The 16,912-nt window shown below is 71.5% G+C and carries 15 protein-coding genes and 1 pseudogene; 11 read left to right on the top strand and 5 right to left on the bottom strand.

Translation table 11 applies throughout. The annotated features are described in order from the left end of the window. The first annotated feature begins 16 nt into the window (after nucleotides 1-16). Nucleotides 17-1,648 (top strand): L-glutamate gamma-semialdehyde dehydrogenase, encoded by a 1,632-nt coding sequence (pruA, locus tag OG520_RS11720; protein WP_266426928.1) that lies wholly within the window; start codon nucleotides 17-19, stop codon nucleotides 1,646-1,648. Between the two features lie 120 nt (nucleotides 1,649-1,768). Here pruA and OG520_RS11715 read toward each other — a convergent pair whose 3' ends face one another. The 4 genes from OG520_RS11715 to OG520_RS11700 all read right to left on the bottom strand — a co-directional run bounded on the left by OG520_RS11715 (nucleotide 1,769) and on the right by OG520_RS11700 (nucleotide 5,195). Further along, nucleotides 1,769-2,479, bottom strand: coding sequence for a nitroreductase family protein (locus OG520_RS11715; protein WP_406013126.1), 711 nt, complete (start codon nucleotides 2,477-2,479; stop codon nucleotides 1,769-1,771). A gap of 81 nt (nucleotides 2,480-2,560) precedes the next feature. Beyond that, entirely contained in the window at nucleotides 2,561-3,769 is a 1,209-nt protein-coding gene (locus tag OG520_RS11710) for a lysophospholipid acyltransferase family protein (RefSeq protein WP_406013125.1), read from the bottom strand. Then, nucleotides 3,766-4,626, bottom strand: a complete 861-nt coding sequence (locus OG520_RS11705; RefSeq protein ID WP_399335565.1) for a phosphatidate cytidylyltransferase — start codon at nucleotides 4,624-4,626, stop codon at nucleotides 3,766-3,768. Before OG520_RS11705 ends, OG520_RS11710 begins: the two co-directional genes overlap by 4 nt. Continuing rightward, nucleotides 4,623-5,195: a CDP-alcohol phosphatidyltransferase family protein gene (locus OG520_RS11700; RefSeq protein ID WP_406013124.1), complete on the bottom strand. Its 573-nt coding sequence runs from the start codon at nucleotides 5,193-5,195 to the stop codon at nucleotides 4,623-4,625. The genes OG520_RS11705 and OG520_RS11700 overlap by 4 nt, the downstream gene beginning before the upstream one ends. A gap of 100 nt (nucleotides 5,196-5,295) precedes the next feature. On the opposite strand from OG520_RS11700, the gene OG520_RS11695 reads away from it, so the two are divergent. Further along, entirely contained in the window at nucleotides 5,296-5,841 is a 546-nt protein-coding gene (locus OG520_RS11695) for a GNAT family N-acetyltransferase (protein WP_399335569.1), read from the top strand. Between the two features lie 365 nt (nucleotides 5,842-6,206). After that, nucleotides 6,207-6,335, top strand: a complete 129-nt coding sequence (locus OG520_RS11690) for a hypothetical protein (RefSeq protein ID WP_266426945.1) — start codon at nucleotides 6,207-6,209, stop codon at nucleotides 6,333-6,335. Nucleotides 6,336-6,347: 12 nt separating this feature from the next. Here the strand turns inward: OG520_RS11690 and OG520_RS11685 are convergent. Further along, nucleotides 6,348-6,695: pseudogene (locus OG520_RS11685) on the bottom strand (phosphoesterase); the annotation flags it as partial. Between the two features lie 318 nt (nucleotides 6,696-7,013). Between OG520_RS11685 and OG520_RS11680 the strand changes: the two are divergent. The 8 genes from OG520_RS11680 (at nucleotide 7,014) to OG520_RS11645 (ending at nucleotide 16,909) form a co-directional block, all read left to right on the top strand. Further along, complete coding sequence (locus OG520_RS11680; protein WP_399335571.1) at nucleotides 7,014-8,090, top strand: 3-isopropylmalate dehydrogenase; 1,077 nt, start codon at nucleotides 7,014-7,016, stop codon at nucleotides 8,088-8,090. Nucleotides 8,091-8,329: 239 nt separating this feature from the next. Beyond that, nucleotides 8,330-9,418, top strand: a complete 1,089-nt coding sequence (locus tag OG520_RS11675; protein WP_406013123.1) for a branched-chain amino acid aminotransferase — start codon at nucleotides 8,330-8,332, stop codon at nucleotides 9,416-9,418. Between the two features lie 485 nt (nucleotides 9,419-9,903). Continuing rightward, nucleotides 9,904-10,344 carry a hypothetical protein gene (locus OG520_RS11670; RefSeq protein WP_406013122.1) on the top strand — a complete coding sequence of 147 codons (441 nt, stop codon included), beginning with the start codon at nucleotides 9,904-9,906 and terminating at the stop codon, nucleotides 10,342-10,344. Between the two features lie 80 nt (nucleotides 10,345-10,424). Continuing rightward, nucleotides 10,425-11,087 carry an ABC transporter ATP-binding protein gene (locus OG520_RS11665; protein WP_406013121.1) on the top strand — a complete coding sequence of 221 codons (663 nt, stop codon included), beginning with the start codon at nucleotides 10,425-10,427 and terminating at the stop codon, nucleotides 11,085-11,087. 2 nt (nucleotides 11,088-11,089) lie between these two features. Then, complete coding sequence (locus OG520_RS11660; RefSeq protein WP_406013120.1) at nucleotides 11,090-13,354, top strand: FtsX-like permease family protein; 2,265 nt, start codon at nucleotides 11,090-11,092, stop codon at nucleotides 13,352-13,354. 167 nt (nucleotides 13,355-13,521) lie between these two features. Continuing rightward, the gene (gene ureA, locus OG520_RS11655; RefSeq protein ID WP_406013119.1) at nucleotides 13,522-14,202 is read left to right on the top strand and encodes an urease subunit gamma; all 681 of its coding nucleotides are present in this window, start codon (nucleotides 13,522-13,524) and stop codon (nucleotides 14,200-14,202) included. Beyond that, nucleotides 14,199-15,887 carry an urease subunit alpha gene (locus tag OG520_RS11650; RefSeq protein ID WP_406013118.1) on the top strand — a complete coding sequence of 563 codons (1,689 nt, stop codon included), beginning with the start codon at nucleotides 14,199-14,201 and terminating at the stop codon, nucleotides 15,885-15,887. Before ureA ends, OG520_RS11650 begins: the two co-directional genes overlap by 4 nt. Before the next feature lie 20 nt (nucleotides 15,888-15,907). Beyond that, nucleotides 15,908-16,909 carry an agmatine/peptidylarginine deiminase gene (locus OG520_RS11645; protein ID WP_399335637.1) on the top strand — a complete coding sequence of 334 codons (1,002 nt, stop codon included), beginning with the start codon at nucleotides 15,908-15,910 and terminating at the stop codon, nucleotides 16,907-16,909. Nucleotides 16,910-16,912 lie beyond the last annotated feature (3 nt).

The following is a 16,912-nucleotide window of genomic DNA, read 5'->3' as shown; positions in this document are numbered from 1 at the left end:
AGGAGCAACGGAACCCATGGACGCTGTGACCCAGGTCCCCGCGCCGGTCAACGAGCCGGTCCACTCCTACGCCCCGGGCTCCCCGGAGCGTGCCCGCCTGGAGGTGAAGCTCAAGGAGCTCGCCGAGAACCCGATCGACCTTCCGATGACCATCGGTGGCGAGAAGCGGATGGGTGGCGGCGAGCGCTTCGACGTCGTGCAGCCGCACAACCACAAGGCCGTCATCGGTACGTTCGCGGGCGCCACGCAGAAGGACGCGCAGGACGCGATCGACGCCGCGCTCGCCGCCGCCCCGGCCTGGCGCGCGATGTCCTTCGACGACCGCGCCGCGATCATCCTGCGCGCCGCCGAGCTGCTCTCCGGCCCGTGGCGCGAGACGCTGGCCGCGTCCACGATGCTCGGCCAGTCCAAGACCGCGCAGCAGGCCGAGATCGACACCCCCTGCGAGCTCGTCGACTTCTGGCGCTTCAACGTGCACTACGCGCGCCAGATCCTCGCCGAGCAGCCCCCGGCCAACTCGCCGGGCGTGTGGAACCGCATGGACCACCGCCCGCTGGAGGGCTTCGTCTACGCGATCACGCCGTTCAACTTCACGGCCATCGCGGGCAACCTGCCCACCGCCCCCGCCCTCATGGGCAACGTCGTGGTGTGGAAGCCGTCCCCGACGCAGACCCACGCCGCCGTGCTGCTGATGCAGCTCCTGGAAGAGGCCGGTCTGCCCAAGGGTGTCATCAACCTGGTGACCGGTGACGGCATCGCCGTCTCCGAGGTGGCCCTGAACCACCGCGACCTGGCCGGCATCCACTTCACCGGCTCGACCCCCACCTTCCAGCACCTGTGGAAGACGGTCGGCACCAACATCGCCAACTACCGCACCTACCCGCGGCTCGTCGGCGAGACCGGCGGCAAGGACTTCGTCGTCGCCCACCCGTCGGCCGACCACGCCGTCCTGAAGACCGCGCTGACCCGTGGCTCCTTCGAGTTCCAGGGCCAGAAGTGCTCGGCCTCCTCCCGTGCCTACGTCCCGGCCTCCATCTGGAACTCCGGTTTCAAGGAGAAGTTCGCCGCCGAGGTCGACGCCATCAGCATGGGTGATGTCACCGACCTGTCGAACTTCATCGGCGCCGTCATCGACGACCGCTCGTTCGCCAAGAACAAGGCCGCGATCGACCGTGCCGCGTCCGACCCGAGCTGCACGATCGTCGCGGGCGGTACGTACGACGACTCGGTGGGTTACTTCGTCCGCCCGACCGTCATCGAGTGCAGCGACCCGGCCAACGAGGTCTTCACGACCGAGTACTTCGGCCCGATCCTCGCCGTGCACGTCTACGAGGACGACAAGTACGACGAGATGCTGGAGCAGATGGAGTCGGTCTCCGACTACGCGCTGACCGGCTCCGTCATCGCGAACGACCGCGCCGCGGCCGCGTACACGATGGAGAAGCTGCGGTACGCCGCGGGCAACTTCTACATCAACGACAAGTCGACCGGTGCCGTCGTCGGCCAGCAGCCCTTCGGTGGCGGCCGTGCCTCGGGTACGAACGACAAGGCGGGCGCCCCGCAGAACCTGCAGCGCTGGACCCTGACCCGGGCCATCAAGGAGACGCTGGTTCCGCCGACCGACTACACCTACCCCCACCAGGGCTGACACCCCTCGGGGCGCCCCACCCCGGCGCCCCGCCACGAATTCCGCCTCCCGCCCGGTTCCCCTGCCGGCCGGGAGGCGGTTTCCATTCCGGGGGCCGGTTCCGCCGGTCCGCCGAGGGCGTCAGACCTCCTTGAGCACCTGATCCAGCGACTTCCGCACCAGGCCGGGCACCTGGCAGTCGTCGGCCGGATACCCGACCGGAATCACCGCGAACGCCTTCTCGTTCGCCGGGCGGTCCAGCACCTCGCGCAGGAACCGCATCGGGCTCGGCGTGTGGATCAGCGCCGCCAGGCCCGAGAGGTGCAGGGCCGAGAGCAGCATGCCGACGGCGATACCGACCGACTCGTCGACGTAGTAGTGCTTGTGCCTGGTGCCGTCCTCGCCCACCCAGTACCGCTGCTGGAAGACCACGACCAGGGCCGGGGCGTCCGTCATATGGGCCTTGACCGCATCCGTGCCCAGCGGTCGCAGCGCCGCCAGCCACTCCTCGCCGAGCCTGCCGTCGTAACTGATCCGCTCCTCGTGCTCGGCCGCCTCGCGGATGCGCCGGCGTACGTCCGGGTCCTTGACCAGGACGAAGGTCCACGGCTGCTGATGTGCGCCGGACGGGGCGGTCGCGGCACAGACGATCGCGTCCTTCACGACCTGCTCGGGAACGGGATCGGACGAGAACCGGCGTACGGTTCTGCGCCCGGCCATCGCCTGTCGCAGACGGGCGGCACGTGCGAGCGACTCGTCGGCCGCGATCCGTTCGGGACGGTAGGGGACCGGCTGGTAGGGCGCGCCATGGATGGGCGTCCACTGCGGGGGTACGGCTGTGGTGTCGGACATGTCGGCAGTGTGGCGGGCGAGGACTGGTCCGGACCAGGGTGCCGTCGGACAGAACCGGTACGCCCGTCGGTCAGTGTCCGGTCAGCTCCAGCCCGCGACGATCAGCGAGAGCCCCGCCGTGAACCCGCCGCCCAGCAGGACCAGATAGCGGCCGTACCGGCGGCGGTGGCGGCGCATCAGCAGACCGAGGGCGGCGAAGCCGAGCCCCACGGTGAGCGTTCGGGAACCCCGTGCCGTCGCCGACGCGGCGAGCCAGTCGAGCGCGGGGACCCCGGCGCGGCCCGCCCCGGCCCCGTACACCTTGAACGGAATGCCGTTCCACGGCTGGTGCCGCACCGCGGACGCACCCTCCACGGCGAGCTCGGCCCGGACCTCCTCCCGCATCCGGTCGGTGGTCAGCGGAGCGGGCAGGTGCACGCCCGCGGCGGCCAGCTGAAGGGCGAGCAGGCCGCCGGCCAGGCTGCCGGCGAGCGCGCCCAGCGACATCCTCGGCGCCGCCCGCGGCACCGCCACACACACCGCGGCCAGCAGCAGCTCGGGCATCAGCGGCCAGCTCAGCGCCTCCGCCAGCGCCCAGCAGAAGGCCAGTGCGACGCCCCGGCGCGAGGTCACGACCGCGGCCACCCGGCGCCGCGTCGCGGAGTCCTTCAGCGGCTCGGCGACCGTGCGCGCGTGCAGGGCGACCACCGCGTCGCGCGCCTCCCGGGGACCGGTTGCCGACGGCAGCGGGTCACCGATCGACACGCGCACCAGCGCCGAGCGCAGCCGTCCGTGCTTGGGGAGCAGCCGGTCCGTGCCCGCGATCCCGACCGGTACGACCGGGACCCCGGCCCGCTCGGCCAGGACCAGTGCGCCGCGATGGAAGGAGCCCAGCTCGCCGTCCTTGCCCCGGGTCCCCTCCGGGAACAGGACGACCGCCCGGCCGGAGCGCAGCTCGTCCGCCATGGACAGCAGGTCGTCCATGCCGCCGCCACCGCGCCGCACCGGGAATCCGGCCGCGAGCCTGCGGCAGATCCGGCGCCGCCACGGCGAGGCGAACCAGTAGTCGGCCGCCGCGCCGATCGCCGGGGTGTGCCGGGCGTCGAGCGCGGCGAGGAGCGCCGCCGTGTCCGCGTGCGAGGAGTGGTTGGCGACGACGACACAGCCGCCGCGCGGCAGCCGGCCGCGCCGTTCCACCCCGCCGGTGAGGCTGAGGACGCCCCACCACAGACCGCGCCGGAGCGCGGCGGTGAACCGGGAGCGTACGGGCAGCGCGACCCGCTCGCGGACGCGGGCAGGGGTGGGGGTCATGTCATCACCATCGCCAGGAGAAGGGCCACCAGCAGGGAGTCGATCCGGTCGAGGAGGCCGCCGAAGCCGGGCAGCCAGCTGCCCGCGTCCTTCACCCCCGACTCGCGCTTGACCATCGATTCGATCAGGTCGCCGAGGACACAGCCGCCGAGCACCGCGGCCCACAGCGGGAACGCGAACTCGCCGAGCACGAGCAGCCCCGCGGCCGTCGCCACCGCCGCACCGAGCACCCCCGCCCAGGTCTTGTTGGGGGAGAGCGGCGACAGCGGCCGGGCGAGCGGGCCCCGGCGGCCCAGGGCCGTGCCGCCGCACCAGGCGCCGACATCGCCGAGCGCCACCGCGAGCCCCACCGCGACACCCGCGTCCCCGAGCGTCACCAGACCGGTCAGGGCGACCGGGATCCACAGCAGCCCGAAGGCGGTACGCGCGGTGCGGGTGAAGCCGGCCCGGTCGTCCCCGCCCAGCACCGGCACGAGCGCGGCCGCGACCAGCAGCAGCGCCGCCGCCCGGACGTCGAGGAGCCGCGGCGCCAGCCACGCCAGCGCGGGGAGTGCCACCGAGGCCGCCACGAGCACCGCGAGGTCGCCCCGGCGCAGCCCCGCCATCCGCGCGAACTCGCCCGCCGCGACCACCCCGAGCCCCGCGGCCAGCGCGAACGTCCCGCCGCCGCCCAGGAAGTACGCCCCCAGGAAGACCGGCGCCACCAGCGCCCAGGTACGCCACCGCTTGCGCAGTTCGGCCCGCATCCGGACCTTCGACGGCAGCACGGCGACGGCGACACCGCCCGCCCCCAGCACCCCCGCGACCAGCGGCACGGCCCGCGCCGCGGCCTCCTCGGCGATCAGTACGGCGCTCATGCCGGCTCCCGCCACAGGCCCGCCAGCCGGACCGCCGCGGTGAGCAGCGAACCGGCCGCGATCACGATCAGGACGGGCACGGTCCAGCCGCTCGCCGCCGCGACCACGACCAGCAGGCAGCGCTCGGTCTTGCCGACCGGGCCGCCGTTGCGCCGGGGCGCGCCCGCCGCCGCCCCGGCCAGCGACACCCAGGACGGCAGCGTCGCCGCGAGCCCGGCCACCGCCACCAGCCACAGCGGGGCGAGCGCCAGGAAACCGGCCAGCACGACCAGATCCGCCACCCGGTCGCCGAGTTCGTTGAGCACCGCGCCGCGCCTGGTCGTCCGGCCCGTGTCGCGGGCCAGCGCGCCGTCCAGGTTGGCGAAGGCGAGCCGGGCGGCGAGCAGCAGGGCGACCGGCAGGGCGGCGAGGCCGGTGGGCAGCCAGGCCAGCGCGGCGGCGGCACCGGCCGCCGAGACCACACCGGCCGCGGTGAGAGTGTCGGGCGACACCTCACGGCGGACCAGCGAGGCACGGACACCGGAGAGCCGGTCCGCGTACCAGGGCTTGAGAGCGTAGAGGCCGTTCATGGGCCCAACTCTCTTGCGACGCACAGTCTTTCGAAACGTGGCAGGTACTCATATGCCGACTGAGTACCTGATGGCCGTGGTGCCTGAGAGGCTGGGGCGTATGACCGAGGCGATCCTGCGTACCGCACACACCAGCCGACTGGCCCCGGCCGCACTCGACGAGATCCGCGCGCTGCTGGACACCGCCTTCGAGGGCGACTTCAGCGACGACGACTGGGACCACGGCCTCGGCGGCATCCACGCGTGCGTGCGCGACAGCAGCGGGCTGCTGGCGCACGGCAGCGTGATCCAGCGCCGGGTCGTCCACCTGGGCCGCTCGTACCGGATCGGCTACGTGGAGGCCGTGGCGGTCCGCGCGGACCGGCGCCGGGAAGGGCTCGGCGGGCGGATCATGGCCGCGCTGGAGGAGGTCGTCGACGGGGCGTACGCGTTCGGCGCCCTGTCCGCGTCGGCCGCCGGGGCGGCGCTGTACGCCGGGCGCGGCTGGCGGGTGTGGCCGGGGCGGATCGCCGTACAGGCGCGGTACGGGGTGGAGCGGCTGCCGGACGAGGAGGGCAGCACCTACGTCCGTGGCGCGGCCGGCCGGGTGCTGCCCGCCGGCTCCGGGACGCTGGTCTTCGACTGGCGGGACGGGGACGTGATGTGAGCGACATCTGCGCGAAGGGGGCGCCGGACGCGGCCCGTCGGCCGTGTCACCGTCCCTGACCAGGCACGATCGCCGGAAATCCGAGTTCTCGTCCGGGTGGCGCGGGCGGGCGGGCCCAAACCTCCGTCTCAGATAGTAGGAAGTCCGAGTAATTGTGGAGACAGACCGGCCGAGCTGCCCTAGCTTTGTAGAAGCCGAACGTCACGCTAGATCCAGCGAATGGCGGTCGTGAGTGCGCGCCCTTGTGCAGGCAACCCCTGCGGCGCCCGCTCCCCGCCCCTCCGGCGCCTCGAAATCCCGATCTCGAAATCATCTTCACGATGTTCGATCTCGAAATCCTCGCGATCTCAAGGAGTCGATCCATCATGGTCCAGACCACTGTTCGCCGTGTCCGTCACACCCCCCGCCCGACCGAGTCGGAGCGCCGGAATGCCGCCGCTGCCCTGCAGCGCGCCCTCGACCGCAGGGACAACGGCGGTTCCACCGGTCACTGAGACCGGTTCGCCTCAGCCCCGCCTGATCTCGAAGTGGTCGATGCGCTCGCCCGACTCGGCGAGCGCGGTGACCTTCATCCGGGCGTGCCGGCCGGGCTCCACCTCCACTGCCAGGAACGAGAAGCCGGTGTAGCGCACCCGGGACCACTCCACGGTCTCGGTAGCCTTTCCGCCGCCCTTGACCGCGTGGTACGTGTCCACGCTGTCCAGATCCTGGACGTGTCCCTCGTAGGTGTCCGGCACCGGGAAGTTGTACAGCGCCTTCTGCGTCCTCGGGTCGGCGCCGTAGGCCAGGTGTCGGCCGAACGGCGCCACCGGCGAACCGTCCACCTGGGTGGAGGTGCGGCGCGAGGCGGGCACGGTGGGGGCGGCGTAGGCGGGCGAGGCGGCGAGCCCGGTGCCGAGACCGGCGCCGGCGACGGCCGCGGTCGCCACGCTCGTGCGCAGCACGCCGCGCCGGGTCAGCCGGGCGCGCAGGTAGTCGTGCTGCTCTGCCATGCTCATGCGGTCGGCGCGCTTCTCGGGGATTCCGAAACGGGGGATGTCCATGGACCAGAACATCCACCCGTTGCCCGACTCCGTACCGTCGAGTAGGTGAACGGTACACGTACAGCTGCCCATGTGTCCGTATGGTGGACGTTACGTGTCATGGGATGGGACGCGCAGTAAGGTGCGGACATGTCTCGCAGCCTCAATCTCGCAGTGATCCCCGGTGACGGTATCGGCCAGGAGGTCGTGGCCCAGGGCCTCAAGGTCCTCAACGCTGTTCTCCCGCAGGACGTGAAGCTGGAGACCAAGGAGTACGACCTTGGTGCCCGGCGCTGGCACCGCACCGGTGAAACCCTCCCGGACGCGGAGCTCGAAGCCCTCAAGGGCCACGACGCCATCCTGCTCGGCGCGATCGGCGACCCCTCCGTGCCCTCGGGCGTCCTGGAGCGCGGGCTCCTGCTGAAGCTGCGGTTCGCCTTCGACCACTTCATCAACCTGCGGCCGTCCAAGCTGTTCCCGAACACCGCGACCCCGCTGGCCGGCCGCCCGGACATCGATTTCGTCGTCGTCCGGGAGGGCACCGAGGGCCCGTACACGGGCAACGGCGGCTCGCTGCGCACCGGTACGCCGGCCGAGGTTGCCACCGAGGTCAGCGTGAACACCGCGTACGGCGTCGAGCGCGTCGTCCGTGACGCGTTCGAGCGGGCGAACGCCCGCCCGCGCAAGAAGCTGACGCTGGTGCACAAGAACAACGTCCTCGTGTACGCCGGCCACATGTGGAAGAACATCTTCGACCAGGTCGCGACCGAGTACCCCGAGGTCACCACCGACTATCTGCACGTCGACGCCGCGACGATCTTCTTCGTCACCCAGCCGGAGCGCTTCGACGTCATCGTCACCGACAACCTCTTCGGCGACATCCTCACCGACCTCGCCGCTGCCGTGACCGGCGGCATCGGCCTGGCCGCGTCCGGCAACATCAACCCGACGGGCACCTTCCCGTCGATGTTCGAGCCGGTCCACGGCTCCGCCCCCGACATCGCGGGCCAGGGCAAGGCCGACCCGACGGCCACGATCCTCTCCGTCGCCCTCCTGCTGCGCCACCTCGGCTACGAGGCCGAGGCCGTGCGCATCGAGGACGCCGTCTCCGCCGATCTCGCGGAGCGAGGGGGGTACCTCCCAGGCCTTTCGGGCTCTGGGGGAGGGGTGACGAGTCGTACGACCGACCAGATCGGCGACGCGCTCGCGGTACGCGTAGCGAACTGACCCGACGACTCCGTTTCGAAGCCGCCGGGTAGCAGCCGCACCCGGCGGCTTCACCTGTGCGGCCCCGGGTGCCACCATCGACCACTGGACCGCAAACACGTCGTTTCGTGCACGGCCACCCGGGAGCGATAATCGAACGGGGCCGTGGCTCGCAACAAAGCTCGGACGTCCTAGCACCTGTCTGGCAGGAGCGGCGTGAGCGCGGTCCAACACACACAAACGGTGAAGGACACGCACTCATGACGACGCCCACGATCGAGCTCAAGCCCTCCTCGAACCCGCTGTCCGACGCGGAGCGCGAGGCGAGCATGGTCAACCCCGGATTCGGCCGCCGCTTCACCGATCACATGGTGACGATCAGGTGGACCGAGGGCCTCGGCTGGCACGACGCCCAGCTCGTGCCGTACGCACCGCTCTCGATCGATCCCGCCAACATGACCCTGCACTACGGGCAGGAGATCTTCGAGGGCCTCAAGGCGTACCGCCAGCCCGACGGTTCGGTCGCCACCTTCCGTCCCGAGGCCAACGCCAAGCGCTTCCAGGCGTCCGCCCGTCGGCTGGCCATGCCCGAGCTGCCCGTCGAGACGTTCATCGCGGCCTGCGACGCGCTCGTCAAGCAGGATGAGGCCTGGGTTCCGGCGCACGGCGGCGAGGAGTCCCTCTACCTGCGCCCGTTCATGATCGCGACCGAGGTCGGTCTCGGTGTGCGGCCCGCCAACGAGTACCTGTTCCTGGTGATCGCCTCGCCGGCCGGTGCGTACTTCCCCGGCGGTGTGAAGCCGGTCTCGATCTGGCTCTCCGAGAACCGGGTGCGCGCCGTCCCCGGCGGCATGGGCGACGCCAAGACCGGCGGCAACTACGCCGCGTCCCTCCTCGCCCAGGCCGAGGCCGCCGAGAAGGGCTGCGACCAGGTCGCCTACCTCGACGCGGTCGAGCACAAGTGGGTCGAGGAGCTCGGCGGCATGAACCTGTACTTCGTGTACGGGAACAAGATCGTCACCCCGGCCCTGACCGGCTCCCTGCTCGCCGGTGTCACCCGTGACTCGCTGCTCAAGGTCGCCCGCGACCTCGGCTTCGAGTCCGAGGAGGGCCGCGTCTCCATCGACCAGTGGCGCGACGACACCGCGAACGGCACCCTCACCGAGGTCTTCGCCTGCGGCACCGCCGCCGTCATCACCCCGGTCGGCACCGTCAAGTCCGAGGGCGGCGAGTGGGTCCAGGGCGACGGCACGCCCGGACAGGTCACGATGAAGCTGCGCGAGCGCCTGCTGGACATCCAGCGCGGCGTCGCCGAGGACACCCACGGCTGGATGCACCCCCTGGGCTGAGAGCCTGTCCGGCGGATCATGGCCGGGGTCCGGCACGCACGCCGGCTCACCGCGTTGTCGCGGGTCGCGGAGGTCCGGACGGGATGCCTCGGTCCAGACCCTGCACGTACGAAGGCCGCGCCCGGCTGTTCGCCGGGCGCGGCCTTCGCGCGTCATGCGTGCGCACCGTCGGCTGCCTCCTGCCGGACGGCACCGCTGCCCGGTGGCAGGAGCGCTCCGTGGGACGGGGCGGGGTGGCGGGGCCTTGGATCATTCCTGGCATTGCTGTGCAGTTGCATACCTTCCTGTGTCCCACGCTAGACGGTTCGAGCGGGTCAAGCGGGGTGTTCGCGCAATGATTGCCGAGCCCGCACAGAGCGGCGACAGAGTGAAACTCCGTCTCGCATCGGCTCGTCAAAAATCCAACTGCCCCATAGATCCGCCGTGTTAGTGTGCCGGAGTTCGCGATCCAACGCGAACGGATCATCGTAAACGGGGAGAACACAGTGAATCGAAAGCTGGCCGTCGGCGTGCTCGCCACCGGACTCTTTGTCGCGGGCGCGGGAGTCTCTTTCGCAAGTGCGAATGGGAATGTCCAAGCCGCCGCCTCGTGGCACAAGATCCCGACCCTGTCGAGTTCCGGTGTCAAGTTCAAGAATGGCGACTACAAGTTCGAGGCGCCCGGCGCCAAGTACGGAGCCTTCCACTGGAAGGGCGATCTCCAGGACACCTCCGCGGGCGATGGTCACAACGTCTATGTCCAGGTCAAGGTCGAGGGCTACAGCTGGAACCGCTACAACGGCAAGCAGAAGAAGACCGTCCACAAGGACTACTACACGTACGACGGTGCTGCCCGGTACACCAGCGACGCCTGGATCCGTGCCTGTCGTGACCGCGGCTCGTTCCACCCGGACAATTGCTCGGTGACCAAGCACTACAAGCGGTAGTCGGCCGACCCGCACACCACCGGCCCGGGGCTTCGCCCCGGGCCTTTCGCCTCTTGGGGGAAGCGATCAGTACGTCAGAAGTGCTCAGCGCCAAGGGAGTCGACCTCTCCTACGGCTCCACGCTCGCCGTCCGGGACGTCCATCTGTCCCTGGCCCGCGGCGAGATCGCGGCCATCACCGGCGCCAGCGGATCCGGCAAGTCCTCGCTCCTGTACTGCCTCGCGGGGGTGCTGCCGCCCGTCCGCGGACAGGTGCGGTTCGAGGGCCGCGCGTACGACGAACTCGACGACGAGGACATCAGCACGCTGCGCCGCGAGCGATTCGGTTTCGTCTTCCAGTACGCCGAACTGCTCCCCGAGCTGACCATCGAGGAGAACACCGCCCTGCCGCTCCGACTCGCCGGACAGCGCAAGCGTCCGGCACTCCAGGCGGCTGCCGAGGTACTCGACCGCCTCGGCATGGCCGAGTTGCGCGAGCGGCGTCCCTCACAGGTGTCCGGCGGCCAGAGCCAGCGCGTGGCCGTGGCACGGGCGCTCGTGCACCGGCCGGCCGTCGTCTTCGCCGACGAACCGACCGGCTCGCTGGACAGTGCCAACGCGGCCACCGTCCTGCAGGAATTCCTGGAGCTGGCCCGCTCGCAGGGCACCGCCGTCCTCCTGGTCACCCACGACCCGGCGGTCGCCGCCCGGGCCGACCGGCGCTACACGATGGCCGACGGCGTACTCGATCCGAAGGGCCAGTAATCATGAGGGAGTTCAGCCTCGGCCTTCGGCTGCTGTTCGGATCCGGGCGCGGCAACCGGGCGCGATTCCTGCTGATGCTGCTGGGCGGGTCGCTCGGGGTGTGCTGCCTCGCACTCGTCCTCACGATCCCGGCGATCCTCGACGCCCACGACGGCCGATCCGCCGACCGGGAACCCCAAGTCTTCGTGGGCAAGAAGGCCGGGCAGCCCACTCTCGTGCTCCAGCGCTCCGACCCGCACGGCTCCAAGCCGTTCAGTCGTGTCTTCGTCGCGCGCGGCACGGACGACACCCCGGAGCCGCCACCCGGCCTGAGCGCGCTGCCGGGCCCCGGCGAGGTGTTCGTCTCTCCCGCGCTGCGCGATCAGCTCCGGCGCGAGCCCGGACTGAGGGGACTGCTGCCCGGCCGGGAAGAGGGCCTGATCGGGCCTGCCGGTCTGACCGATCCCAACGAGCTGTACGCCTACGTCGGCACCAGCAGGGATCGACTCGGCCCCGAGGCACGCGCGTTGAAGAGCTTCGGTTCCGAGCATCCCCCCACCACGGCCGTCGAAGCCTCCACCCTCGACATCCTGCGCTTCACGCTCGCCGCGCTCGTCCTGCTGCCCCTGGCCGTCTTCCTCTCCGTCTGCGCCAAGCTCTCGGCGGCCAGCCGCAACCGGCGCCTCGCGGCCTTGCGTCTGCTCGGCCTCAGCCGCAGGGGCACGCAACGCGTCAACGCGGCGGAGACCGTGGTCGCGGCGCTCTTCGGTGCCGCACTCGGTCTCGGTGAGTTCTGGGTGCTCAACCAGATCATGGCCAGGACCGGACTGCCCGGCCTCAAGTGGTATCCGGACGACGGTTCGCTGTCCGCCTCCACCATCGCCGTCTGTCTGATCGGCTGTCCGGCCCTCGCCTGGTTCGTCGGCCGGGCCAGTGCCCGCACGGCGGCGGCCGACCCGCTCAGTACCCGGCGCACCGCGGCGCCGCGCGCGCCCCGCCTCTGGGGCGGCCTCCTGCTCATTGCCGGGCTCGGCCTCGTCGCCGGATACTGCGCGACCGGTTTCACCGACCACCCGGCGCAGAGCACCGGTATGAACTCCCTCCTGGTTCCCGCGGGCGTGCTGCTTACCGGGGCCGGACTCGTCATGGTGATGCCGCTGCTCTCGTACACGCTGGCCAGGCGGCTCGCCCGGTCGGGCAGTCTCGCGCTCAGCATGGCCATGCGGCGCAACGAAGTCGAACCCGGCAGTGCCATGCGTGTGGTCACCGGCCTGGTCCTGCTGGTCTTCTCCGCGTCGCTCGCCCAGGGCGTCCTGGTGGAGGAACGCCAGATCACCCACAACGACTCGCCGTCGCAGGAGTACAGCCTGTCGCAGTCCCGGCTCACCGAGGACCAGCAGCGGCGACTGCGCGACATTCCCGGCGTGGCCGCGCACGCCCTCGTCATGGAGCCGCGGACGGATCCCGATGCCGCGTCCGACGCGCAGGCCCCGGCTCTGGTCGCCACCTGCGCCCAGTTCGCGAAGCTGGTTCGGCACGCCGAGGGCTGCGTCGAGGGCGAGGTGCTCCGCCTCAGCGACCCGCAGGTCTCGGATCAGCCGCTCACCACCTCCACCTTCCTCCTGACGGCGGCTGGGCGGCAGACCTCACTGAAGGTCGAAGTGCCGCGCGCCACCGTGCTGTTCGACGGCTTCGATGTCACCAACTTGCCCAGTCCCGGCCTGCTCGTACCCCCCTCGGCGCTCCCGGCGCACGCGAAGCCGGTCTCCGGCAGGCTCGTCCTCGCCGGCGCTTCCGACCCCGCGAGTGTGCGCGCGGTCCTCGACCGTATCGGCGCCATCGCACCGACCGCCGACGTCGACCCGGCCGGCATCAACATCGACGGTCTCCAGCAGATCACCGTCATCGAGACACTGCTCGCGCTCGGCATGGTGATGGGTCTGGTCATCGGCGTCGCGGCGTTCCTTGTCTCCGTCACCGACCGGGCCGTGGAACGCCGCCCGCAGGTGACGGCGCTCGCCCTGCTCGGAGCGCGGGCGCGCACCCTGCGGCTGGTCCAGTGCACACAGGTGCTCCTGCCGCTCGCCATCGGTCTCGTTCTCGCGCTGGTGGCAGGCAAGGCCGCCGAGTCCGCCTACCTGATCACGGGCGGTGGCGAGATCTTCTGGGACGGCGCGGGGGTCCCCCTGCTGGTGGCCGCCATGGCCGGCGTCCTCGTGCTCGCGACGGTGGGCACCTGGCCCTTGGTCGGGCGCCGTATCGATCCGGAGCTCATCCGCCGCGACTGAGCCGGGCCGGCACCGGCGGGACCCCGCGGGAGCCGACGACCGCCGGGCGCGGCTTTCGTATGCGCCCGGACACGTCCGCCAGCTTTCCGGAGTGTGCCCTCTCACATCCTTGGAGTGCCGCTCTAACCGTGAGTTAGAGTGCTGCTCTAACCGAGAGGTGTGGAGACGTGCGACTGACTCCGACGGAACGTGACCGGCTGCTGCTCTTCGGCGCCGCCGAACTGGCCCGCGCCCGCCGCGCCCGGGGGCTCAAGCTCAATGTCCCCGAGGCGACCGCGCTGATCGCGGACACGGTCTGCGAGGCCGCCCGGGACGGGCGCCGACTGGCCGAGGCCATCGAGGCCGCCCGGTCGGTGCTCGGCCCCGACGACGTGCTGCCGGGCGTCGCCGATGTCGTCACCGAGGTCCATGTGGAGGCCGTCTTCGACGACGGCTCGCGGCTCGCCGTGGTCTCCCGGCCGCTGGGCGGCGGGCTGGGCGACCAGGCGCCCGGGGCCGTCGTCCCCGGGCCCGCCACGCCCGAGCCGGAGCCCGCGGTGCGGCTGACCGTCCACAACACCGCGACCGTGCCGGTCTCCGTCACCTCGCACTTCCACTTCTTCGAGGCCAACCCCCGGCTCGACTTCGCCCGCGCGGCCGCCTACGGGATGCGGCTCTGCGTCCCCGCCGGGTCCTCCGTCCGCTTCGGCCCCGGCGAAACCGTCGAGGTGGGTCTGGTGCCCATCGGCGGCGACCGGATCGCGATCGGCTTCGCGGGCCTGGTCGACGGCCCGCTGGACGCCCCCGGCGCACGCGAAGAGGCCCTGCGCCGCGCCGCGGCCTGTGGATATCTGGGAGCTGACCGATGAGCATCGATCCGTACGAGTACGCCTCCGTGCACGGCCCGCGTGCCGGGGACCGGGTCCGGCTCGGTGACTCCGGCCTGACCGTCCGCGTCGAGTCCGACGCACAGAGTTACGGGGAGGAGTTCCTCGCCGGCTTCGGCAAGACCGCCCGCGACGGGCTGCACCTCAAGGCCGCCGCGGTGCGCGACACCTGCGACGTCGTCATCAGCAATGTGCTGGTCATCGACGCCGTGCAGGGCATCCGCAAGGTGTCGATCGGCATCCGTGAGGGCCGGATCTCCGCGATCGGCCGGGCCGGCAACCCGGACACCCTCGACGGCGTGGACGTCGTCGTCGGCACGGGCACCACCATCGTCTCCGGCGAGGGGATGATCGCGACGGCGGGCGCCGTCGACACCCACGTCCATCTGCTCTCGCCGCGGATCATGGAGGCCTCGCTCGCCTCCGGCGTCACCACGATCATCGGCCAGGAGTTCGGCCCGGTCTGGGGCGTCGGCGTCAACTCGCCCTGGGCCCTGCGCCACGCCTTCAACGCGTTCGACGCCTGGCCGGTCAACATCGGCTTCCTGGGCCGCGGTTCGTCCTCCCACCAGGCTCCGCTGGTCGAGGCGCTCGCGGAGGGCGGGGCCTGCGGCTTCAAGGTGCACGAGGACATGGGCGCCCACACCCGCGCCCTGGACACCGCGCTTCGGGTCGCCGAGGAGCACGACGTACAGGTCGCCCTGCACAGCGACGGGCTGAACGAGTGCCTGTCGGTCGAGGACACCCTGCGCGTCCTGGAGGGCCGCACGATCCACGCCTTCCACATCGAGGGCTGCGGAGGCGGGCACGTCCCCAACGTCCTCAAGATGGCGGGCGTCGAGAACGTCATCGGCTCGTCCACCAACCCGACGCTGCCCTTCGGCCGGGACGCCGTCGCCGAGCACTACGGAATGATCGTCTCCGTACACGACCTCAAGACCGACCTGCCGGGCGACGCCGCCATGGCCCGCGACCGCATCCGCGCCGGGACGATGGGCGCCGAGGACGTGCTGCACGACCTGGGAGCCATCGGCATCACCTCGTCCGACGCGCAGGGCATGGGGCGGGCCGGTGAGACGGTGCGCCGCACCTTCGCGATGGCCGGGAAGATGAAGGCCGAGCTCGGCCCGATGGACGGCGACGGCCCCGCGGACGACAACGCCCGGGTGCTGCGCTACATCGCGAAGCTCACCATCAACCCCGCCATCGCCCACGGTCTCGCGCACGAGATCGGCTCCATCGAGACCGGCAAGCTCGCCGACCTCGTGCTGTGGCGGCCCGAGTTCTTCGGCGCGAAGCCGCAGCTCGTACTGAAGTCCGGCTTCCCCGCGTACGGGGTCACGGGTGACCCGAACGCCGCCACCGACACCTGCGAACCCCTGGTCCTCGGACCGCAGTTCGGGGCGTACGGAGCCACCGCCGCCGATCTCTCCGTGGCCTTCGTCTCGCAGGCGGCGACCCAGCTCGGCGCGGACTCGATGCCCACCCGCCGCCGCCGCGTCGGCGTGCGCGGCACCCGGGGCATCGGCCCCGGCGACCTGATCCACAACTCCCGCACCGGAGAGGTCGCCGTGGACGCCCGCAGCGGGCTGGTCACCCTGGACGGCGACCCGCTGCGCTCCGAGCCCGCCGACTCCGTCTCCCTCAACCGCCTCTACTTCCTCTAAGGACCCCCGTGACCTTCCGCATGCCGCCCGAGTGGGCCCCGCACGAACGCACCTGGATGGCCTGGCCCGGCCCCAACCCCACCTTCGACACCGACGCCGAACTGGACGAGGCGCGCGCCGCCTGGGCCACCGTCGCCCGCGCCGTGCGCCGCTTCGAACCCGTCACGATGGTGGTGGGACCCGGCCAGGAGGACGGCGCCCGCGCGCTCCTGGGCCCGGACATCGAGCTCGCCGTCCGCCCCCTCGACGATGCCTGGATGCGGGACATCGGCCCCACCTTCGTCACCGACGGACAGCAACTGGCCGCCGTCGACTGGACGTTCAACGGCTGGGGCGCCCAGGGCTGGGCCCGCTGGGAGCACGACCAGCACATCGCCCGCTCCGTCGCCGAGCTCGCCGACGTACCCGTGCGGAGCTCCCGGCTGGTCAACGAGGGCGGCGCCATCCACGTGGACGGCGAGGGCACCGTACTGCTCACCGAGACCGTCCAGCTCGGCAAGGAGCGCAACCCCGACTGGACTCGCGAGCAGGTCGAGTCCGAGATCCACGCCCGGCTCGGCACCGAGAAGGCCATCTGGCTGCCGCGCGGACTGGCCGGTGACTACGGCACGTACGGCACCCTGGGCCATGTCGACATCGTCGCCGCCTTCGCCCGCCCCGGCACCGTCGTCGCCCACGTCCAGCCGGACCCGGCCCACCCCGACCACGAGATCACCCGCGAGACCGTACGCGTCCTGCGCGCCGCCACCGACGCCAGGGGCCGCTCCCTGAACGTCGTGGAGGTCCCGGCGCCCACCGTGCTGCGGGCGGACGGGGAGTGGGTCGACTACTCCTACATCAACCACTACCTCTGCAACGGCGGTGTGGTCCTCTGCGCCTTCGACGACCCGCGCGACAAGGAAGCGGCGGCCATCTTCGGCGAGCTGTTCCCCGACCGTACGGTGACCCTCGTCGACGCCCGTACGATCTTTGCCGGCGGTGGAGGCATCCACTGCATCACGCAACAGCAGCCGAAGGTCTGAACA

The organism is Streptomyces sp. NBC_00984, from assembly GCF_045162475.1.
Taxonomy (GTDB): domain Bacteria; phylum Actinomycetota; class Actinomycetes; order Streptomycetales; family Streptomycetaceae; genus Streptomyces.
The sequence above is the reverse complement of the archived record's forward strand: the minus strand, read 5'-3'. Positions and strand labels throughout refer to the sequence as shown.